We start from the raw sequence: 19392 nt of genomic DNA, 5'->3' as shown, positions 1-19392 counted from the left end.
CGCTCCTCTCACTCCCGAGTCCATAATTGTTGATGCCGCGCGCTGTTGGCGAGAAGCGGTCGACCGGCATCGCCCAATCCTGCCAACGCTGTTCGCAAGACTCGAAGTGAGCGACGCCGGCATTCTGGCTCCCGCTATTGCAGCCTTGCTGTCGCTTCTCGAAGTTTGGTCTGGCCGCCGTTTTCGGGCTGCGCACGAAAGCGCTGCAGCTCTTACCGACGACGAGCACGTGCTTCTTGAACTTTTGGAGACTGCTAGCCCACCCCCTTCCCCGCATGTCTCGCAACCAAGCCTGACGAAGCTGCTTCAGATCGCGCTTCGTTCGACACGTATCCTGCTGCAGGGTGTGCTTGGTCGGGACCTGGAAACGAACGAAAGCTCCCTAGGAGATCCGGCATTCTTGCTTGGCTGTTCCACAGCCGAAGTCGGGCCGTTACCCGAAATGCGCGAAGAGGATATAGCTCAAGGCCGCGTCTGATTGGCGGTCCTGCTCCCAACCGAATGTAGATTTCATCGCAACCAGACGCCGCCCATCGCCGTCCACCCTACCTCCTTCCCCCCGCGCTTTCGGGCTCAAACACGTTTGGGCCAAACCTGGCGCGCATGTGACCGGCCACCTTTTCTGCATAGGCCAGTTGCCTCCAGGCTGTAGGACTATGGTAGACGCCGACCGCTTTCCAATAATTGCCGGTCGATCTCAGCCCGGACAGGAAGATCCAGCGCGCCGCTTCGGCATTGAAGCACGCATCGTATCGCAACCAATGCCGGACATGATATTCGGGCTTGCCGACCAGCCGGGCAATGCGCGGCACCCACCAACTGTTGATTTGCAACGGCCCCAGATCATGGGTGCCATTGGTATTGGCAACCTCAGCCCCCAACCAGCCGGCTTCTTGCTCGCGCAGGCCCCAGAGCGTCTTCTCAAGCCACCCATGGCCGCGTGAGGCGATACGGATGCAGCGGGCAATCTCCAGTGCCTCACCGGAAGAACCCCGCTTTGCCGATGCGGGAGCGGAGATGAGCGCTCCGCAGACCATCGCCAATATCGCAATCGCCAGTTTGGGACGCGGTGGGCGGCCGACGCAGAAGTTAAGCATCCTCATAGTGGTGCCCGATCGCGCAATCCGGAACGGTCATTTCCAACGCTGTGAAGCGGTGGGAAACCGCCGGGCTGGAAAGGCGCTCCCGTCAGCAGGGCGAGCAATCGCTGCCCCGACACGATCTCAATCCCGTCGGCACCAAGGGCAACCGTCCGGCTGACCCCACCGGTGCGGCCAGTGTGGATGAACATACCCCGTCGCCTTCTGGTGGCGCAGAGCATGGCGAAGTCACGGACATGCTCTGGACGGATGGTTTCGCGATAGCGTTTCGCCTGGATCAGCCAGCGCTCACCATCAATGACAACTTCACCATCGACGCCGCCATCGCCGGTGTAGCGGTGATTGCGGATCACGCGATGTCCACGTTGCTCGAAGGCTTCGAGCAACAATTCCTCGAACGCCAGCGGGTCCATCGCCCGAAGCCGAGCATAATGCAGCCCGGCTGGCTGGTCACGATCGGGACCACGCAACTGCTCGCACATGGTTCGCGCCTGACGCCGGCGCCAGCGATGGCGAATGGGGATACGGTAGCGCCTGAGCAGAAATGCCAGTAACAGAGCGAAAAGCATCGCGAGCAGGATAAATTCCATGGGTTTCTCCTATCGGTCGTGCCCGCCCCCATGGCCGCCATGGTCATGATCGGGTTGAGGCTGTGGCTGGGATTGGGGGACAGGCTCAGGAGCGACGCTGTGCTCTTGCTCTGTCGATGTGCGGGCACGATCGTGCTCGATCGTACCGCGCAGGAAGCGATCGACCAGCGCGGCACTCTCTTGAGCGCGGCCCGCAAGAATACCGCCGATGCTGCGCGGTCCTCGGTCAGCACGCTCTGGTTGCTGGCGTTCGCGCTCTCGTTGTTCACGTTCGGCTTTGCGGGCGTCGCGATCGCGAGCATTCTCCTCGCGGGAGCGATCATGCCTGTCCTTATGACGGGCGCCGCGCTGTCGATGACTATCGAGTTTCAGCCGATTGAGCGCTTCAAGTGACGAGGTTTTTTCGCCTGAATGCGCGGCGAGCTTACTCGCGAGACGGGCGACGTTTTCCGTCCAGAGCTTGACGCCAAATTCGGCTCGCGTGATCGCGGTGTAGTAATTCTGCCCATTGACCAGGCCGGATTCAACGGGTGCGAGGACGTAGACGCGGTCGTAGGTTTTCGATTGGGCGGAATATACCGTTTCGGCATAGCCATGGTCCCAGGTCCGATGCTCCGATAACTCGACCTTCTGGACTCGTGCGCCGCGATCCCACTGGATCGTCGCCATGGTTCCGTCGAGTGCCAGGACGGTGCCACGTTCGGCGTTCTTGACCTCGATGTCCTTGTTGACGAGACGCCACTGGATACGGTCGCCCTGTGCGAGCTTGCGTTCCTCGTTTAAGAAGACGTTGACGTGCGCGGCCTTACCAAGTCGCGGATTCCAGTCGATCTGTCGCCCATTCTCATCGACGATGCGTACGACCTGACGACCTTGTCCGTTGCGGCCGATTGAAACAACGCGATATTCGGTGTCACGCGCAATCCCCAGCCCGGCATTGTCCCTTGCGAACTTCAGAACCTGGCCGGCACTATAGAAGCGCGCGACTTGCTTCTCCTGATCGGACATACCCGCAGGGGTCAGCACTTCGAGCCGGTGATCCTGAGCCGCAACCGCCCCCTCGCGCTTCAACACCTCGCGGATGTGGCTGTTGACGATCAGCCTCGTGGCATTGTCGAGAACCAGGATGTTGGTGCCGGCGCGGGTTGATGGCTTGAGATGCGTCCACTCGGCCACCATGTCCTTGGCGAGCTTCTCTGCGCTCTCCGCCGTCGTTACGCGGTCAAGGCTGGCGAGCGATGCGGCGTAGTCCCCTTTCCGCGCGAGAGTGACCGCCTCCTTCATCTCGTCGGTTTTTTGCCGGATGGACTCGGTCAGGTGACTGGTCGGGAGACCCAGACGTTGCATCAGCCAGAACGCCTTGCCCTGCTCGATCGCCCCTGTTTGCTTATTGTCACCGAGAAAGATCAGGCGGGCGCCGGTCGCCCTGCTGATCTCCAGCATGCGCAGAGCCTGCCGGTTGGAAAGCTGGCCTGCCTCGTCAAGGGCCAGTATGTGCTTGTCGGTAATGCCATATCCGCCGCTTGCCAAAAGCGAGGCCACGGTCCGGGATTCGATGCCGGCCTTTCCCCCCAGGTCGGCTGCTGCAGAGGAGGTTGGCGCCAGCGCGATGGTGATATGATCGGAACGTGTTGCCTCGACAAGGCCGCGCACCAGGGTCGACTTACCCGCGCCTCCCACGCCGTGGACTGCGACAAGCCGATTCCTCCCGGTGCCGATGGCTTCCAGCGCCTCGGTTTGCGCCCGGGTCAAGCCGATCGCGCTCGCCGCCTCGGCCAAACGCTCCCGAGTGGCAGCAGGCGACACGTCACCCATCGCGAGCGAGAGATGCTCGGATAGAGCCAATTCGAGCTTTGCCGTGCGCCGCGAGGAACGTCCTCGTGGGAGCGGCTGATCACCGGTCTGGCGCACCGTCTTGAGGAGCTTGTGACTCTCTTCCTGCGCTTCGAACAGCGGACGTATATCTCCGAACCGGACTTCGCCGACATGGGACGCGAGTGCAGTCCGATAGAGGCGGCCGACATTGTTGACCGCCTCGCGCGTCTCGCTTTGCCTTATCCCGAACAGGGTCGCGCGGCGGGCGACATTAGGGTTGATCGCGATCGTTCTTTCGCCGCGCGCTTCGGCATCCGCGAGAACCTGGTCGAGAGGTTCACGATAAGGTTCGGCGCGTGTGCGCCATCGCGCACGAAGCTCTTCGAGCCCGATCTTCTCCTTCGCTTTTCGAGTCTCGAAGAAGGAGATGCGCCGTGCGGCCTGTCCTGTATGGCCATGCTCTTGCGCATGCTCATTGATCTGCTCGGCGCGCTGCGAAAAGTCGCGAATGAGCTGGCCGGGGACGCCTTCAATTTCGAACAGTCCCCGGCGCGGATCGAAGCGGATTTCATGACCGATCTCGCGCAGGCTATGGGCAAGGTCGTTTCGATAGATCTGGCCCGCGACGATTTGCTCAGCAAACATCGAGCGCGTCTCGAGGCTCGACATGTGATCGCCGTTCGCATGGTTGGTCATGTTGAGCGTGACGACATGGGTGTGCAGATGCGGATCGAGCTCACGGCTTGCGTGCTCGGTGAAGCGGGCGAACAGCAGCCGCCCGGTGGTCTCGTGAACGACTTCGCCCTCGACCCGCCGGCGCAGCTCAGCATGCTCCTCAAGATAGGAGAGCGCCGAGGTGACGGCTTTCTCGTGTGCGGCGATGATCCGGTCATCACCTGTCACCAGCGCAAGGATCGATACCGATTTGGGGGCGCTGACGTTAAAGTCCCAGCCGGGGTGATGCTGGATGCCCTCCTTACGACGACGCCCCAGCTGCTGGTCACCCACCTTGCCAGCGAGAAGCTCTTCGAACTGCTTGGGATCGACCCGACCCGACAGACCCAGGTCGGCGGCGATGCGCCCGCCCCATTCGGATGGTTCGTCCCCGCCCTTGGTATAGTAATCCCCGATCGTGTAATATCGGCTGATGTTGGCGGCGGTCCCTTTGAGACGGCGGGGATGGATCATGCCGGTTTCGCCTGCTCGCGAGCGCCGTCGGCGCGGTCATGGCTGGCGAGCGCAACCCGAACGCTGCCCCGAGACGCGCCGAGCAAAGTGACCGGCGTCGCGGTCATCGGCTCGCTGTCAGGGTCCATGTCGCCAGTTGCGAAGTCACCATTGCTATCCGGGACATCGGGCACAGCCGGACCAAGAGCTTCCACTCCTTCCGCTTCACCGTCGGGCGTCTGCGGTTGGATAGGTTCGATAGGCTCAGTGGTGGGTGGGGTTTTCTCCTTGCCGAACAAGTCGCCCTGGCTGGGAGGAGCCGAGGACGGGGAGGAGGATGGCGGCGGCGCGTTGCCCCCTGCCCGTGCCTGCTCTGCGGCCGCCTGTGCCGCGTGACGGGCGGCGCGCGCCTGGGTGATGATGGTCTTGCCCTGGGGAAGGCGTTTCGGGGCTTCGGTGCGTTCGATGAAAGCCTGAGCTACCGTGGGCAGCGCGTTATAGCGATCGGTGAACCGCACCACCGGCAGGTTCCGGCCGAACCGGAGGTAGCCGGAAAAGTTGGGAAGGTTGGTGACCTCCGTATGCATCACCAGGGGGCGAGTCACCTGCATCCGCGAGAGGTTCACCCCGTCGCGCATATCATTCACGCCATAGGACATGCCTTCGTTGGCCTCGACCTGTTCGACCTGGCCGAGATTTTCCGAGACATGTTTAGCGGTGGTGGTGTCGTTTGCCCGGAGTGCCACCCAGGTGGAGCAATAGCCGGTGATAGCGGCCGCATCCTGAATTCCGTAGGTGGCTTCGAGTTGCGGATAGGACTGAAATCCGAGAACGCCGCAGCCCCCATATTTGCGCGCACGAGCCAGAAAGTCGGAAAGGCTGGGAAGTTTCTGGAGGGTCGGCAGCTCGTCGATGACGCAGTAAAGACGCCGGTCGCGATCGGGGGTGAGGCTCATGATCGCGCTGATCGCGATGTCGAGCCAGACCGTGATGAGGGGACGGAGCGAGGGAAGCTGGTCGGCCTTTACGGTGATGAAGAGCCAGCTGTCGTCTTCCTCATTCTCCACCCAACGCCGGATCGAGAAGCCATCTTCGGTATCGTCAAGATAGGAGAAGCTGCGCATGACCGAGGCAAGCTCAGCCTGGATGCCCGCCGACGTGCGCTCCCCTTCCGTGGAAATGAAAGCGGCCGCATCGGTCCCCTTCACAAAGGCGGCGAGGTCGGTGAGCGGAGAACGAAGCACCCGATCGAGCAGGACCGAGATCAGGGTGTGCTGCTGCCGCGCGAGCTTCCGCAGAACCGCGACCAGCGTACCCCTCGCCGCTTTGCTCCAGAACGGATCACCATGCTTGTCGGGGATCGTGGATTCCGCGATCTGGTCGTAATGATATTCCTTGGGGACATCGACCCAGGGACTCCAAATGGCGGTGCGCTCATCGAGCGGGTTCAACAATATGTCGCGTCCCGGTCGATAGAATTTCTCCACGAAGGACCCGGCTGTGTCATAGACGATGGCACGCTTGCCCTGTTTGCGGATCCCCGCGAGCATGGTGATGATGGCGTTGGTCTTGCCCGTTCCCGGCGCACCGACCAGCAGGATATGTTCGGGTTCGAAAGCATCCGGCACGGCGACGCCGCCGATGGCGAGGCATCCCTTTTTCTGACGCCAGAGTGCCCGGCGGACCTGCGCCACGGTTCCGAAGCGGGCGCCGCGCAGATACTCGTTGGACCCGAGGCCTTTCCCGGTTCGGGTGAAATAGAACCAGGCCCAGGCCAGGGCCGCGAGGGCGAACAAGCCCGCAAGCAGCGCCCCGTGGATGAGATCGGTTTCGAGCTTGAGGAGCGCCTGCTTGACCACGCCGGACTCCAGCAGCGCATCGGCCGAGGTCCAGTATTGGCGCCCTTCCGGAGTGCGAAACAGCACGGGGTCGTTCGTGCCCGGAGCGGCATCAACTTTGAAAGTTGCCTCGACCAGTTTGACCAGGACGAAGCGCTGATACTCGTTCGACTTCTCGAAGGCATACCAGCCGGTGCCGATCACCCAAAGAGCCAGCCCGGCAAGAAAGGTCTGGAAGAAGACCTGGGTGGTCATCCGGACATTGTGGACGATGGCCTGGCCGCCGCGGGTCCAGCTTCCCAGCGTGTCATTGCGGAAGATGCTCATCGAACGGCCCTCCCCCAACGGGGACTGACCGCGGATCGCGATGTGCCGTGGTGGGGGGAATAGCGGAGCGCCCGGACCATGACGGCGGGGGATTGCGCACCCGCGATCATGGCAGTTCCCCCGGTGCCAGCAGGCCCTTTTCGTGGAGCAGCGCACGGGCATCGGCCATGCCTTGCTCAAGCGTCTCGGGTGAGCGCTTCCGCACCGCCGCCGCGACGATCGACATCGTCTGCAGGACACCGGCGAGGATCTCGTCCTGCGAGGTGAAGACATAGCCCGCACGGCTATCGGCGGCATGCTCGAGTGCGGGTCTGACGAGTTCGGAGACAGTGACGCCGACGCGCCGCGCACGGCGGCTTAGACGGTCGAGCAGCTCGTCCTCGATACGGATGGTGATACGCGCCAAGGCGGTAGCTCCTGATGGAGCTTCGCCAGGGCGGTCTTGAAGCGCCTGGCAGTATAGCCGGCCTTGAAGGAAAGCTCAAGAAAATCAGCCTGTCTGACGCGTCAGACAGTGCAAGGGCGCGGTAATGCTGGGATTTTTGGCGGTCCGATATTGCGGCGTCACAGGTGTCCGACACATAATGTCGATTTTGTCCGACACGTCAGACAGAATAACCAATTGTTTTTACTGGGGTTTCCGGCCTCAGCACCCGTGCGTACGGTGCATTACAAACCGCGAAGCGCGTGCGTCGCTTGCCCGCAGCGACGGCGTCGCTGCGTCTGCTCCTCCGCTGCCGGGCGCACCCTTGGCGGCTGGGTCGATGTGGGGGGATTTTGCCGCGCATGGCGGCGGGGTCGCTTGTGGCGTCGGTGCGCCTGTGCGACAAGGATCGCGTGACGAGCGGGCCAGCCTTGAGAGAAGGAAACTGGTCATGCCGAAGATGTCGGAACGCGATAGGCTCGCCGATCTGGTCGAGCGGGAAAAGAAGATAGCAGGAGAGATTGTCGCAGCGCGCCAGAAGCTGCGCGATCGCTATGCGGGCATAGTGACGGCGCTGCCGGTCGAGCAACTGAGCGAGCGCGAATTTAGGGACGTGCTGGGCCATGTGCTGCGGCTGGGTGGTGCTGCTGCATTGGGTGTGTTGAAGGGGGCGACGTTACCGTCTGATGCTGCCCGTCCGGGGAAAGCGCCAGCCGCGCCACTGTCCGCAAAGGGGGATGGCAGCGCAACGCCTGGTCCGTCCGTGGGGGCATGAGCCTGTCGGCTTGCTCCCTTTTTTTCTTCCCCTCGCCGCCGCGCCGTCAGGCGCGGCGGCGTCCGGCGGCACGAAAAAAGGCCGACGCGCGAAAGCGCGCCAGCCTTGGGGGTTGGCGGGTTTACTGTGGTGATGGATAGCGCGGCGTTTTGGGGGAAGCGCCGCGCTATCTGGTATCAGGCGGCGCGGCGCGCTCGCCTGAATGTGTCTTGCGGTTGCCCGAAACTATCCTCCGCCCGATACGTGTCGATGCTGTTCGAGCGTTGGGGCTTGGGCTTATCCTTCGGCCATGCGAAGGCGTGAATGGGAACGCCCTGTTTCCGCATGGTCTGATATAGATTGGCTTGGATGCCTGAACCTTCACACAAGACGGCTTCCACCGGCTCAAGCTCGGCCAGCTTCTTGTTACGGGTGAAGGCCGGTTTCTTGCCGCCCCCATAAAGGCCGTAGGCGACCACGGGGACGCCTTCCCGTGCGGCCCATGCTGCTGCGATGGCGTCCGCCCCCTTGCGCTGTCCGGTGGTGACAAGCGTCATATGCGGGATGCGGGCTTTGATTTCGCTTAACTTGGCCCAAAGCGGTTCCCATTCATCCCAGATGGCGGGACCGGAGAAGATGACAACGGGGCCTTGCGGCTGGTGCTTCTCGCGCTTGGCAAGGGCGCGCTCTCGCAGGAAGTCCAGCGCGTTGATATAGCTTGCGGTCGTGACGGATGACGCCTTGCTGCCTTTGGTCGGCCCCCATGCACGACGCCAGCAAGCGCGATACATGGCGGCGGCATAGTCGCGCATTGCCTCAATGGCGGCGCGCTGTTCGGCAAGCGACTGGCATTGCAACTGGGCGTCTTCCAGTTCCTTGTTGAAGACTTCGCCCGACTCCATGTTGCGCGTCATTTCGCGGATTTTATCGGCTAGACGGTCCTCCCGCCGTTCCTGTGTTCCGGCGACGAAATGAAAGCTGTTCACGATCCCCCAAGCAATATCGGGGGCCAGCGGGCTAAGCCGGGTGTCGTCCAGTAGCAGGAAAAGGGACGTAATGAGTTCGCCGCAAACCTTCTGCGCAGCGAAGGGTTCGGGCATATCATGTTCGCCCGGCTGGTCTCCATATTCGATGATGGAAAGCGGGATAGGATCGCCAAACGACGCTTCAAATTCGGGGGTTGCGGTTTCCTCGGCGTAAAGTTCCGAAAGGTCCGCGAATGTGTTAACGACTTTCTTAGCTGATTGCTTGCTCATGGGTGTGACTCCTGATGCTCGAAGATCGGTCAGGGTCCGGGGAAGCGTTCCAGCGCTCCCCCGGCCCGTCTTGGCCTAGCGCCTAGAACGCGACTTCATCGTCCAGTTCGGCGGCGTTGCTTTCGCGCGTCAGTCCGCCGTTCTCGTCGGCGGTGCTGCCTCCGAAACCATATTCGCCGCCGTTTCCGGGATTGCCATTATCGCGGGAGGTGCGGACGGCGGGGCCGAAGTCATCGCGGCGTTCGGGCCTGCGCCATGCGACGCGATAGCCTTCCTCGACCGACCCAAAAAGCGCGATGGGCAAGGGTTCGGCCATGCTCGGATCGTCGATATTGCCTTGCAGGAAGATTTCGCCGGTCTTCTTGGCGACGGCTTCCCAAAGTGCGCCGACCTGCACCCAGCGATTGCCGTTGAAAGCGACAACTTCATAATTGGGCGCGAGTTCGTTCTGGCTCTCGACTTCACGCAATCCAAGTTTCGCCATGTCGATTGTGCGGGTTGCAATCCAGCCGATGATGCGGCCATTCTTCAAACCAAATTCACCGATATTCATTGCCTATACTCCAAGAAAAACGCTTCCGGGGACAATCCCCATCCGCACAATTACTTTACCCCCTCCCCCTTTTTTCCGATACATCATTGTTTTCTTGACAGATTTTCATCGTGTCTGGTGAGCCTGAGCCAAAAATTCGGACGCGGTAGCGGCCAATCAAAGAAAAGCATGGCGAAGCCATTCCTTATTGATCGACGGAGGGTGAGACGGTGCCTGTCTTTCATCGCATCCGGAGCCGCCTTCGCCGGGGCTCAAGGGCCGCGGGTGGTCCGGGGATGCAAGGGACGTCGCGCTGCGGTCTTTAGAAGTTCTTGGAGATAAGGGGCCTGCCGACACCTTTGAAACAGGCAGTTTCGTCGGCAGGCCCCTTATCTCCTAGAACTTCTTGACCGGAGGCAGCCCTTGTATCCCCGGACCACCCGTGGCACGCCGAGACACTGCGGAGGTGGCTTTGGATGCGATGAAAGACCTCACCCGACGGTGATTGCGGACCGAGGCGCCCCGCCGAGGGCCGCAGCAACGCTGCCCCAAGCCGGACGCTTACGGATATGCAGGGCTTTGACGCTTGCTCGCGAAAGGGATCGTTACTGCGTCAGCAGCCAAGACCCCGAAGGGGGCTTGGTCGGAGCGAAGCGGAGATAGAGCCCGGTGCCCGCCCCTGGCGGGCATTCGCCCTACCCGGTTGCTCTGGCTTCTGTCGCAAGGGAGCAGTCGCTCAGTTGGCCGGCCCCGCCCAAAGCAATTCGAGAAGGTTCACACCGCGCTTATAGGCCTCGACGATCACGGCTTGGTCCACCAGGGCGGCATAGGCCTCGGCACCCTCAATCCGCCAGACATGACCGTCCTCCGCTTCGAGAAGAAAGCCACGCTCATTGGTGTGCAACACGCCGCGCAGACGCAGGGGAACGACCGTCATGGTCACACTGCGGTCCTGCTGGAGCAATAAGGCGCCCTTGCGGACGATAGAGGAAAGAGCTGGAAACAGAGATTCGTAGTCATGCCTTATCATGGACGATGGATTTCAGAGTTGCAATTCTGTTCTCTATATGTTTCAATACGATCAGAAAGGATATTCCCCATGATCGACGATTTTCTTGCCGGTTTCGATTTCAACTTGCCCCTGATCGATGCCGTCAATGATCCCGATCTGCCGGACGTGCGCAGCGAGATTGCGGCGCTGGCCCTGGGGGAAGGTCTCGACAGCGGATATTATGAAACCCAGGAACTGGCCGAGACCTTTCTGGAGGCGGCCCGCGAAGCCAATGCGGGTATCAGCGATCCGAACAGTCCGGCGCGCGAGCGTCTGGCCGAGGTTCTCGACCGGGATGCTCCTTATCAGCGCCGGCTGTTTGACGCGGTGTCCCTGTTGCCGCTCGCCGATGCCGCAAGTCATCTTGTATGGCTGGCGGGCGTGATGCAGGGCCGCGCCGATATGTATCGGCCAGTGGTTGGTGCGCGCCAGTCCACCCGCTGAGGTGGTCCACCAGGCGAACACCTGAATTCCGGTCGCCCCTCGTGACAATCCCATGAAGCGGTTGGCAGTAGATACCAATCGGGTTAGAGGGTTGGCGTTCGCCGGTGGCGGGCCGGAGCGTCGAAACTTCGTAGGAATAGAGTCGGCTGCAAGGCTTTTGCGGCCGGATGGCCTGTGTGTATGTCCAGGCTGTTCGGCTAAAGATGCAGGCGCGCGCGTCTATTCTCGCGTTTCGACCGTCCGGCTCAGGGGCCGGCATCCTTCTTATGGAGGATGCCCGCCGACTGAGCCGGGATTTACGGAGGGAAACGGTCATGACAAAGGAAGTGTCGGGGCTGGAAAAGGCGATCGAGTTGATGGAGGAGGCACTCGCTATCCTCGTTGACCCGGAAGATCAGGTTGTAGCGATGCGGTTGTCGCATGCGCTGGATCTGGCAAAAGAGCGGCTGCTGGAAACATCCTGAACGGCAGCCAGTGCAATTTGGCAGCGTGAATGCGTGCCCTGCTATGCTCGCCCGACTACCCCGGACAGCGAGGGGACGGTTCGCACACTCGCCAAATCTCCGAACACGGCGATATGCGCCTTTAGCATCGACTGGAGGGCATCCCGGTCCTGAAAGGCTTCCATCGAATAGGCACCGCGTGCCAGAGCACTCGGATCGGTGTCGAACAGCCCGGTAAAGTTCCGCGGCCAATGGCAAAGCAGGATCCATGGCCAGCCAGGTTCCGGAGGCGCGAACTCAAAGAAACCGATTGCGCCCGCTTCGCGCCGGCTGGGCCTTCGATCGAGAAGGTCAGGTGGTCGCATGGCCACACGGTCCGCAGCAAGGAAGGCTTCGAACTCGGCGAGTTCCTCATTGGCTTCGACTATCACGATATAATAGCGACCAAGCGCGAGGCCTGCCCCGGCAAGATTTTGCGGAATGTCGATGACCATCACCGAGGGGGCAGTGATCAATGGCATGGCATAAAACCGCCGTTGGGCGGCCAATTCATCTGACAGGCGCATGGCGGATATCCTGATGATGGGCTGCTGCGCAATCAAGGTCGATCGCGATCATAGCATCGGGTTGAGGGGAAGATCACTGGGCGGATCCGGCCGGCGCCAGATATGCATCGTGCTGTCGGCGTGGATGGCGGCAAGCCCATTGGCATCCAGCTCGACCTGAACGCAGCAGACAAGATCGCCGGTCTCCCTGACGCCGGGCCGCTCGTAGATGTAGAGGTCGAACAGGGCCCGCCCTTCCTTCAGCGCGTGACGCTCGCGGATGCGCGACCAGGGGAATGTCGTGTTGAGGTCGGTGTCTGCCCAATCGGGGTCATCGCTGATCGCGAGGACATTGAGGGCAACATCGCCTGTTACAAGGCTGACGCGCTCGGCGATCTCGATCGCGAACCGCGCGGCGGAACTATCACGGCGGGCAATGCGCTCTGCCACCTCGCGTATTTGCCGGATATCGCTGGCGGACAATCGGATGGTCCCGGTCATTGTCCCTCCTCCTTTCATGGCTGATCGCACCACGGAACGGGCTATTCGAGAGAGACCGAGCGACGCCCGGTAGCGGTAAACTTGTAATCGTTGGCGCAAATGTCGCTATCGACCGCTTCGTCTGAACTGAGATACTCATATTCGCAGCGAAGGCGGTCATAGAGCCAGCAGGCAAGATCCCGCAGCGCTTGTGCGATTGTTTCTTCGGAATCTGCCGACACGTCCTGGCAGGGCCCATCCCGTTCAACGGAAATCGTCATGCTGTATTCGTGATAGTAGCGGCCGCGATGAGAGACATTGGCGCTGAGCTGATAAAAATTGCGCCGCTGCACATCCCGCAGCACATCGGCGATACGGTGAAGCTCGGTGCTAAGGGGCGCGTGTTCGCGAATGCGACGGTGTGCGCCCTTCGCATAGGAATATACCGCCTCGTAGGAGGCGCCATCGCCCTGGTTCCAGAAGCCTGTGAAGTAGATGCGCGGTTCGCTGCGTGTCCTGCCCCCGTAGAGGCGCACTATATTGGTCTTGAGGCTGATCCCAAGGATGTCGCAGACCTGTTCAAAATCGTCGAACGCAGCATCATGCCATTCATAGCAAAGACCGTTTTCGCGATACCAATTCCGGGCAGTTTCCTTCGCGCTTTCGTCCAGTTCCGCGAGGCGATACGTGGCGATTTCCATGATTTCGGGCATGGCCTTGATCCTTGCAATGCATGCGATGGCGCAGACGCCCGTGCGGCAGGGCCGCACAGCGCGAGGCTCCGTTGGGGGCTTCAGCCAATTCAGCTGGTAGGCGAAACGTCAGCTGGCGAGGCGGGATTTCAGGAAGTCTGTCCGCTCGGTATCGGTCGCCAGAGTGATGAAGCGTCCTTGGGCGTGGAGATAGACGACAACATAGCGCCGGCGTTCGCACAGCCGCCGGATGTTGGCGCGACTGCCCTGGCTGGTTCCATCCCAGATAACGAAGCCTGCCCCGGCAAGGCTGGCCATCTCCTTGTCCTTGGCGCTGTGGAACGCGCGCGTCCACGTAGGAGCATCGGCTCGCACTCGCTTCACCGGCCATCCCCCGATATTGTGCCGGGGCTTCGTTCCCCCGCAAAAGACCGTCACATCGCGCGCGCCATAGTCGAAAATGCACCGCTGGATGGCCGCGTCCGCACCATGGGCATCGCCGATCAGAACCGGGAGTTCACGCTCTACGATGATTTGAAGTCGCTGCTTTACGCTATCGGGAAGCTGTTGGATGGAAAGCGAGCCAGAGACGAAGACCGGAGACGTTCGCGGCGCATCGGGCGGTGGGTTGTTGGCCTTGAGCATGACAAGAGAACTCCGAAGTGAACCACCACTCCCCTTCCCTCCTTCCTCCATTTCGAGAGAAGCCTGTTGGCATGCAGGCAGGCGTCCGCTTTCTCGATACGCCGACGCCGTTCCAACGGAAGCCGACCGTTACCGACACTCAGGCTGCGGCCGCCAAGGGCACGCCTGATATGGCCCGGGCATCATTCGCATTGTCGGATTTGCGAAGCTGGGCGGCGCGGATACGAAAGCGTGATCGAGCGGCCTCGCTGCGTCGAACGCGAAACGCTTCGTCAACGACGTCATTGACCCTTGCCCATTGGTTCCATGCAAAGTTCCGCCCCAGGCCGACCGTCGTGTTCGAACTTGGAAAGCGGTCTGCATTGCTCACAAGCTCTTCCCAGGTGGCTCCGAATTCGATCTCGTCAAAACGGCTATGGCGTCCCGTGAGGGCATTGCGCTCAAGCAGGAGGGCTCGGTCGAGAAGATCCGGGTGATGTGCGGCCAGCCAGTATAGCTCCCAAATTTTCGAGGCAGGACAGAAAAAACACGCAGATTTAATAGGAACATAAGAAGAACCTAGAACCTGCTTGATGATATCAATGCAATCCTCGCGTATCCAGCCAAGAAGTTGCAGCGGATAGGAGAAATCAAAATCAGCATCCGCATTGAGCAACTTCTGGGATCGTCTGTAAGCGTACGGCCTCCGGCGTGTTGCGGCATTGAGGCCCGGCGCTGATGGACCTCTCTGCTAAGGAGTCTCTTTCTGGACTCCAGAAGGAGGCCAAGTGAAGGATCGGGTGGAGATCATCGCGCGCACCGAACGGCGCAGGAAGTTTTCGGATGTCGAGAAGGCAGCGATCCTCGCCGAGGCGGATGCAGACGGCGTATCGGTCCGCCAGGTTGCCGAGCGCCATGAGATTGCCGAGAGCTTGATCTATAATTGGCGATCGGCGCGCCGCCAGGCAGCGGCGATCGCCAGTGAGGCGCTCGAGTTCATTCCCTACGGGGCAATCATAACGACGGAGCCTGTGGCCGTGCCGGCGATGCCCGAGCCCCAGAAGGCGCCGCGACCTGTTTCGTCGCCGATGCCGTCAGCGCCGGAGGAACTGGTCCGCCCTCATCCCGGCGCCCGCCCCGGTGCGATAGACATAGACCTGCCCAGCGGCGTTCGCCTGTCGGTGGACAGTTACGTCAACGAGAAGGCGCTGGCCCGAGTGCTGCGGGCATTCCGGGATGTCTCGTGATCTCGCTTGCGCCCGGAACGAAGGTCTATCTGGCGAGCAAGCCGGTCAGCATGCGGCTCGGTTTCGATGGGCTGGCGGCGCTGGTCCGCCCGCTATTCGCAGTCGAGCCCTACGGCGGGCATGTCTTCCTGTTTCGCAGCAAGAGCGGCAATTACCTGAAGGCGCTGCACTGGGATGGCACCGGGCTTTGCCTGTTCGCCAAGCGTTTGGAACGGAGCCGTTTCGTCTGGCCGCCGCTCATCGAAGGCGGTGTCGTGCTGACCCCGGCGCAGTTTGCGCTGCTGATCGAAGCGATGGATTGGCGGCGCACAGTAGCCCCCGATCCACCCCGCCTGCCGGAGCAGATTTGACGCGATAATCGCCGCATTTCCGGGCTTTCTGCTTGGGCGCAAGGCCGGATTCTGCTATCGGGAAGCGTGTCTCCCGACGATCTCGAACTCCCTGTTGATCCCGCAGAACTGCGCGCTTTTGCGGAGGCGATGCGCGCACGTCTGGCGGCTTCGGAGCAGGCGCTGGAGGCCGAACGGACGGCCCATGACGCGACCCGCGAGAAGCTTGAGACCGCCCAGAACTCGATTTTGCTGACGGCGCTTCAGATCGAGAAGTTCAAGGTCCAACTGGCCCGCCTCCGGCGCATGAAGTTCGGTCAGTCGTCGGAGCGCCTTGCTCTTCAAGCCGATCAGCTCGAGTTGACGCTGGAGGATCTCGAGGCCGAGCATGCCTATGCCGAGTGTGTGGTCGACGGCCATGTGCCCGAAGAAGCCCCGGCCAGGACTGCCCCTCGCAAGCCTCGCCGTGCACCACTGCCCGACCACCTTCCTCGCGATGAGGTTATGCATGCAGCACCGGATGCCGACGGCTGCTCCGCCTGTGGGGGCACGATGGGCAAGCTCGGCGAGGACGTGACCGAAGTGCTGGAATATGTCCCCGGCCGGTTCCGCGTCGTCCGTCATGTCCGGCCCAAGCTGTCCTGCAACCGCTGCGATGCGATCAGCCAGGCACCAGCCCCGGCGCTGCCCGTGCCGCGGGGCCGTGCGGGGCCTGGCTTGCTGGCCCACGTCATCGTCTCCAAGTTCGCCGATCACCTGCCGTTATACCGTCAGTCGCAGATCTACGCTCGCGAGGGTGTGGAGATCAGTCGCTCGACAATGGCGGACTGGCTGGGGCAGGCAAGCTGGTTGCTGCAACCGCTGGTCGATCGGATCGCCGATCACGTCATGGCAAGCGTGAAGCTCCACGCCGATGACACACCCGTCCCGGTGCTGGCGCCGGGGACCGGCAAGACGGCAACCGGGCGACTATGGGTTTACCTTCGCGATAACCGACGATGGAGCCACTTGGATAAGCCGGCTGCGCTGTTCCGCTACAGCCCCGATCGTAAGGGTGAGCGACCACGCGAGCATCTCAAGACCTTTGCAGGCTTCCTGCAGGCCGATGCCTATGCCGGTTTCGAGCGCCTCTACGCGAGTGACCGCCAGCCCGCGCCAATTACGCCTGTTGCGTGTTGGGCCCATGCCCGGCGCAAGCTGAACGATGTCTACAAGGCGGACCCGAACTCGGTCGCGCTCCAAGGGCTGCAGATGATCGGCGAGCTTTACGATGTCGAGCGGCAGATCGGGCGCGAACCCGCGGATTTCCGTCGCAAGGCTCGCAAGCTCTCAAAGCTCAAGGCGCTGGATTTCTTTGCCTGGGCTGACGATGTGTTGTCCAAGGCATCGGCCCGGTCGCCGCTGGCTGAGGCCTTGCGCTCTGCCGCGAAGCTTAAGCCGCAGCTGCTCACCTACACCGACGACGGCAGGCTGGAGATCGACAACAATCCGGCGGAGAATGCCCTGCGGGGAATCTGCCTTGGCCGCAAAAATTGGCTTTTCGCAGGTGCCGACTGCGGTGGGGAGCGTGCTGCTGCCATGTATTCATTGCTTGAAACGGCCAAACTTAACGGCGTCAATCCGCAGAGATGGCTAGCCGACGTGCTCGATCGCATCGGTAAAGGGCATCCGATCAACCGGATCGAAGAATTGCTGCCTTGTTGGGGTGGACGGCTCCCAACGGCATCGCAATGTGCCAGAGTGAGTGCGTTGCAAGACTCAATCAAGGGAGCCGCCCGTGGAGCAAATTACCCGCATAGGCATGGATACGTCAAAGAACGTTTTTCAACTGCATGGCGTCGATGCAGCGGAGAAGCCAGTGCTGCGCAAGAAGTTGACGCGCCGAGAGATGATTCGGTTTTTCGAAAAGCTGCCACCCACCCTCGTCGCTATCGAGGCATGCGGCAGTTCACATCATTGGGCTCGTCTTCTCGGATCGCTCGGGCATGATGTAAGGTTGATCGCGCCGCAATTAGCGAAGCCCTACGTCAAGCGCGGCAAGAACGACGCTGCGGATGCCGAAGCTCTCTGCGAAGCGGTGAGCCGCCCAACAATGCGCTTCGTTCCGGTAAAGACTGCAGAACAACAGGCCGCGCTCATGTTGGTCGGGGTGCGCGAAAGGCTTATTCAGAAGCGCACCCAGCTCGTCAACGCTATACGAGGGTATGGCGCGGAGTTCGGCATCACCGCGGCGACGGGTGCATGTCGCGTCGTACCGCTTCTCGAGTGCATCGCGGAAGATGAAACGATACCCGAATTGGCGCGCGAACTTTTTGCGCTGCAGGGAAAGGAATATGCGCAGCTCCAGTGCGAGATCGAACGGATCGACGCGAAGCTGATGGAATGGCATCGCAACGACGAATGTAGTCAGCGACTGGCCAAAATTCCCGGCGTTGGGCCTATCGGCGCGACCTTGCTCATGATGAAAACGCCCGATCCGCATCTATTCAAATCCGGTCGGGATTTTGCGGCATGGATGGGCCTGACCCCCAAAGATCACTCGACCGCCGGCAAGACAAGACACGGCGTTATCACTCGCGCTGGTGATGAGCTTCTCAGAAGCACGCTCGTGGTCGGAGCCACCGCAGTCGTTCAGCACGCCCGCAATGGGCGAGGCAGGAATCTAACACCGTGGCTTATCGGCTTGATTGCACGAAAATCGCCTAAGCTCGTTGCGGTTGCCGTTGCTAACAAAGCCGCACGTGTCGCGTGGAAACTCATGGTGAGCGGCGAGCGATACCAGTGCGTCGCGCCGCCCGCGCTAACTGCGGTAGCAGCATAAGAATTAGCCAGGGACGATGAGCAAAATATCAATGCTATCGTACTGAGCTGATCCGTGATCTTGCATGAAGAGAGCAGATGGTGCGATCGATCGATCCGAGGCGTGTGACACTCCGTCAGTTCCAATGGCCATCACAGGCCGCTGCCTTGTTGGGAACACACACCGCGGAAACCATCTTGGCCAGCGGTCACGTGCGACCGCACCGAAAGGCCGGACATATGGAAGCAAGCGATCCGATCAAATTTTCCGTTCAGCCCTTGCAAGAGGGAGCCGTCCACATATGGAATTGGGTTTCGCTTGAGCAACAAACATAGAATACGAATTATACAGTAACCAAGCGATCGAGGCGCTTTTGTACGGCGCTTTGCATCTCACTATCTTTACCGTGAAAAACCAGTCCGGCTTCTGCAATAGGAAAAGCGACTTCCACCGCAAATTCCGTCAGCGGTTTCGGGATTCCCCAATTATCGATGCTTTGCTGCATTGGGGATAACGCTCCTGCCAGTACGAGCTGAAAAATCCCCTCATCAATATCAACGTTAGAGCGCAATTGGATGCCAGTGACCGCATGCTGCATAAATCCGCCGTATTCATAATCGGCTAGGCCGTGGCGCTCCGTTAACTCGCCGAGGTAGGGACCCTCGAAGTTGAACGCCGACATACGCCGGCCAAAGCAATCCAGTAATATGGCCGCAGGTAAAATAAGCTGCAAGTGCGCGCCTTGGTTCGAGATTCGGCTTTCGTGTTCCAACCTCCAGATTGAGAGGTTCGATGGCAGGAAGCTAATCGAACCTCTAGCATGGCCAAGCACCGGTCGCTCGGGAACACTCACTAAAAGGCTGTCGATCTTCATTGGGCTGCACTCGCGATGGTGAGCTACCCTATGGTATTTCTTCGATGCCTTCAAAGGCTC

Annotated in this window: 21 protein-coding genes and 1 pseudogene; 8 read left to right on the top strand and 14 right to left on the bottom strand. The window is 61.0% G+C overall.

The annotated features are described in order from the left end of the window. Positions 1 to 106: 106 nt before the first annotated feature. Complete coding sequence (locus tag U0025_RS04450; RefSeq protein WP_147373614.1) at positions 107 to 478, top strand: hypothetical protein; 372 nt, start codon at positions 107 to 109, stop codon at positions 476 to 478. A 67-nt stretch (positions 479 to 545) separates the two neighbouring features. On the opposite strand, the gene U0025_RS04445 is transcribed toward U0025_RS04450, so the two are convergent. The 5 genes from U0025_RS04445 to U0025_RS04425 form a co-directional block, all read right to left on the bottom strand. After that, positions 546 to 1103, bottom strand: a complete 558-nt coding sequence (locus U0025_RS04445) for a lytic transglycosylase domain-containing protein (RefSeq protein WP_004211536.1) — start codon at positions 1101 to 1103, stop codon at positions 546 to 548. Further along, complete coding sequence (locus U0025_RS04440) at positions 1100 to 1690, bottom strand: restriction endonuclease (RefSeq protein WP_004211535.1); 591 nt, start codon at positions 1688 to 1690, stop codon at positions 1100 to 1102. The genes U0025_RS04445 and U0025_RS04440 overlap by 4 nt, the downstream gene beginning before the upstream one ends. Positions 1691 to 1699: 9 nt before the next feature. Further along, positions 1700 to 4693: a MobF family relaxase gene (mobF, locus tag U0025_RS04435; RefSeq protein ID WP_004211533.1), complete on the bottom strand. Its 2994-nt coding sequence runs from the start codon at positions 4691 to 4693 to the stop codon at positions 1700 to 1702. After that, a complete protein-coding gene (locus U0025_RS04430) occupies positions 4690 to 6837 on the bottom strand; it encodes a type IV secretion system DNA-binding domain-containing protein (protein ID WP_004211532.1) in 2148 nt (715 codons plus the stop codon). The genes mobF and U0025_RS04430 overlap by 4 nt, the downstream gene beginning before the upstream one ends. A gap of 106 nt (positions 6838 to 6943) precedes the next feature. After that, complete coding sequence (locus U0025_RS04425) at positions 6944 to 7243, bottom strand: ribbon-helix-helix domain-containing protein (protein WP_004211530.1); 300 nt, start codon at positions 7241 to 7243, stop codon at positions 6944 to 6946. A gap of 469 nt (positions 7244 to 7712) precedes the next feature. Between U0025_RS04425 and U0025_RS04420 the strand changes: the two genes are divergently transcribed. Further along, a complete protein-coding gene (locus tag U0025_RS04420; protein ID WP_004211523.1) occupies positions 7713 to 8036 on the top strand; it encodes a hypothetical protein in 324 nt (107 codons plus the stop codon). Between the two features lie 176 nt (positions 8037 to 8212). On the opposite strand, the gene U0025_RS04415 is transcribed toward U0025_RS04420, so the two are convergent. From U0025_RS04415 to U0025_RS04405, 3 genes are all read right to left on the bottom strand, one after another. Continuing rightward, complete coding sequence (locus U0025_RS04415; protein ID WP_004211521.1) at positions 8213 to 9271, bottom strand: SLOG family protein; 1059 nt, start codon at positions 9269 to 9271, stop codon at positions 8213 to 8215. Between the two features lie 82 nt (positions 9272 to 9353). Next, a complete protein-coding gene (locus U0025_RS04410; RefSeq protein ID WP_004211520.1) occupies positions 9354 to 9824 on the bottom strand; it encodes a DUF736 domain-containing protein in 471 nt (156 codons plus the stop codon). 715 nt (positions 9825 to 10539) lie between these two features. Then, positions 10540 to 10740: a DUF5818 domain-containing protein gene (locus tag U0025_RS04405; protein ID WP_157225214.1), complete on the bottom strand. Its 201-nt coding sequence runs from the start codon at positions 10738 to 10740 to the stop codon at positions 10540 to 10542. A 162-nt stretch (positions 10741 to 10902) separates the two neighbouring features. Here U0025_RS04405 and U0025_RS04400 point away from each other — a divergent pair, with 162 nt between their 5' ends. Both U0025_RS04400 and U0025_RS04395 read left to right on the top strand, forming a co-directional pair. Continuing rightward, complete coding sequence (locus U0025_RS04400; RefSeq protein ID WP_004211518.1) at positions 10903 to 11298, top strand: hypothetical protein; 396 nt, start codon at positions 10903 to 10905, stop codon at positions 11296 to 11298. Between the two features lie 314 nt (positions 11299 to 11612). Then, positions 11613 to 11762 carry a hypothetical protein gene (locus tag U0025_RS04395; RefSeq protein ID WP_004211517.1) on the top strand — a complete coding sequence of 50 codons (150 nt, stop codon included), beginning with the start codon at positions 11613 to 11615 and terminating at the stop codon, positions 11760 to 11762. A 41-nt stretch (positions 11763 to 11803) separates the two neighbouring features. Here U0025_RS04395 and U0025_RS04390 read toward each other — a convergent pair whose 3' ends face one another. The 5 genes from U0025_RS04390 to U0025_RS04370 form a co-directional block, all read right to left on the bottom strand. Continuing rightward, positions 11804 to 12307: a hypothetical protein gene (locus U0025_RS04390; RefSeq protein ID WP_004211516.1), complete on the bottom strand. Its 504-nt coding sequence runs from the start codon at positions 12305 to 12307 to the stop codon at positions 11804 to 11806. 48 nt (positions 12308 to 12355) lie between these two features. Then, positions 12356 to 12769 carry a hypothetical protein gene (locus tag U0025_RS04385; protein WP_323156754.1) on the bottom strand — a complete coding sequence of 138 codons (414 nt, stop codon included), beginning with the start codon at positions 12767 to 12769 and terminating at the stop codon, positions 12356 to 12358. Between the two features lie 59 nt (positions 12770 to 12828). Continuing rightward, the gene (locus U0025_RS04380) at positions 12829 to 13479 is read right to left on the bottom strand and encodes a hypothetical protein (RefSeq protein ID WP_004211514.1); all 651 of its coding nucleotides are present in this window, start codon (positions 13477 to 13479) and stop codon (positions 12829 to 12831) included. A 108-nt stretch (positions 13480 to 13587) separates the two neighbouring features. After that, the gene (locus U0025_RS04375; RefSeq protein ID WP_004211513.1) at positions 13588 to 14103 is read right to left on the bottom strand and encodes a hypothetical protein; all 516 of its coding nucleotides are present in this window, start codon (positions 14101 to 14103) and stop codon (positions 13588 to 13590) included. A 139-nt stretch (positions 14104 to 14242) separates the two neighbouring features. Continuing rightward, positions 14243 to 14758, bottom strand: a complete 516-nt coding sequence (locus U0025_RS04370) for a hypothetical protein (protein ID WP_218916890.1) — start codon at positions 14756 to 14758, stop codon at positions 14243 to 14245. Positions 14759 to 14870: 112 nt separating this feature from the next. On the opposite strand from U0025_RS04370, the gene tnpA reads away from it, so the two are divergent. The 4 genes and pseudogenes from tnpA (at position 14871) to U0025_RS04350 (ending at position 18479) form a co-directional block, all read left to right on the top strand. Next, the gene (tnpA, locus tag U0025_RS04365) at positions 14871 to 15329 is read left to right on the top strand and encodes an IS66-like element accessory protein TnpA (RefSeq protein WP_004211512.1); all 459 of its coding nucleotides are present in this window, start codon (positions 14871 to 14873) and stop codon (positions 15327 to 15329) included. After that, positions 15326 to 15679: an IS66 family insertion sequence element accessory protein TnpB gene (tnpB, locus tag U0025_RS04360; protein WP_004211511.1), complete on the top strand. Its 354-nt coding sequence runs from the start codon at positions 15326 to 15328 to the stop codon at positions 15677 to 15679. Before tnpA ends, tnpB begins: the two co-directional genes overlap by 4 nt. A gap of 129 nt (positions 15680 to 15808) precedes the next feature. Continuing rightward, a pseudogene (gene tnpC / locus U0025_RS04355) lies at positions 15809 to 17377 on the top strand (IS66 family transposase); the annotation flags it as partial. A 58-nt stretch (positions 17378 to 17435) separates the two neighbouring features. Then, positions 17436 to 18479: an IS110-like element ISShsp1 family transposase gene (locus U0025_RS04350; protein ID WP_026150064.1), complete on the top strand. Its 1044-nt coding sequence runs from the start codon at positions 17436 to 17438 to the stop codon at positions 18477 to 18479. Positions 18480 to 18801: 322 nt separating this feature from the next. On the opposite strand, the gene U0025_RS04345 is transcribed toward U0025_RS04350, so the two are convergent. Beyond that, a complete protein-coding gene (locus U0025_RS04345; RefSeq protein ID WP_157225213.1) occupies positions 18802 to 19332 on the bottom strand; it encodes a hypothetical protein in 531 nt (176 codons plus the stop codon). Between the last annotated feature and the right edge of the window lie 60 nt (positions 19333 to 19392).

It is taken from the genome of Sphingobium yanoikuyae, from assembly GCF_034424525.1.
GTDB classification, from domain to species: Bacteria; Pseudomonadota; Alphaproteobacteria; order Sphingomonadales; family Sphingomonadaceae; genus Sphingobium; species Sphingobium yanoikuyae.
The sequence above is the reverse complement of the archived record's forward strand: the minus strand, read 5'-3'. Positions and strand labels throughout refer to the sequence as shown.

Excerpts from the sequence above, each read along its gene's own strand:
- U0025_RS04410 (WP_004211520.1), bottom strand. The coding sequence starts at position 9,824 with ATGAATATCGGTGAATTTGGTTTGAAGAATGGCCGCATCATCGGCTGG.
- U0025_RS04430 (WP_004211532.1), bottom strand. The coding sequence starts at position 6,837 with ATGAGCATCTTCCGCAATGACACGCTGGGAAGCTGGACCCGCGGCGGC.
- U0025_RS04405 (WP_157225214.1), bottom strand. The coding sequence starts at position 10,740 with ATGACGGTCGTTCCCCTGCGTCTGCGCGGCGTGTTGCACACCAATGAG.
- U0025_RS04440 (WP_004211535.1), bottom strand. The coding sequence starts at position 1,690 with ATGGAATTTATCCTGCTCGCGATGCTTTTCGCTCTGTTACTGGCATTT.
- mobF (WP_004211533.1), bottom strand. The coding sequence starts at position 4,693 with ATGATCCATCCCCGCCGTCTCAAAGGGACCGCCGCCAACATCAGCCGA.
- U0025_RS04375 (WP_004211513.1), bottom strand. The coding sequence starts at position 14,103 with ATGCTCAAGGCCAACAACCCACCGCCCGATGCGCCGCGAACGTCTCCG.
- U0025_RS04400 (WP_004211518.1), top strand. The coding sequence starts at position 10,903 with ATGATCGACGATTTTCTTGCCGGTTTCGATTTCAACTTGCCCCTGATC.
- U0025_RS04345 (WP_157225213.1), bottom strand. The coding sequence starts at position 19,332 with ATGAAGATCGACAGCCTTTTAGTGAGTGTTCCCGAGCGACCGGTGCTT.
- U0025_RS04445 (WP_004211536.1), bottom strand. The coding sequence starts at position 1,103 with ATGAGGATGCTTAACTTCTGCGTCGGCCGCCCACCGCGTCCCAAACTG.
- U0025_RS04395 (WP_004211517.1), top strand. The coding sequence starts at position 11,613 with ATGACAAAGGAAGTGTCGGGGCTGGAAAAGGCGATCGAGTTGATGGAG.
- U0025_RS04415 (WP_004211521.1), bottom strand. The coding sequence starts at position 9,271 with ATGAGCAAGCAATCAGCTAAGAAAGTCGTTAACACATTCGCGGACCTT.
- U0025_RS04390 (WP_004211516.1), bottom strand. The coding sequence starts at position 12,307 with ATGCGCCTGTCAGATGAATTGGCCGCCCAACGGCGGTTTTATGCCATG.
- U0025_RS04380 (WP_004211514.1), bottom strand. The coding sequence starts at position 13,479 with ATGCCCGAAATCATGGAAATCGCCACGTATCGCCTCGCGGAACTGGAC.
- U0025_RS04420 (WP_004211523.1), top strand. The coding sequence starts at position 7,713 with ATGCCGAAGATGTCGGAACGCGATAGGCTCGCCGATCTGGTCGAGCGG.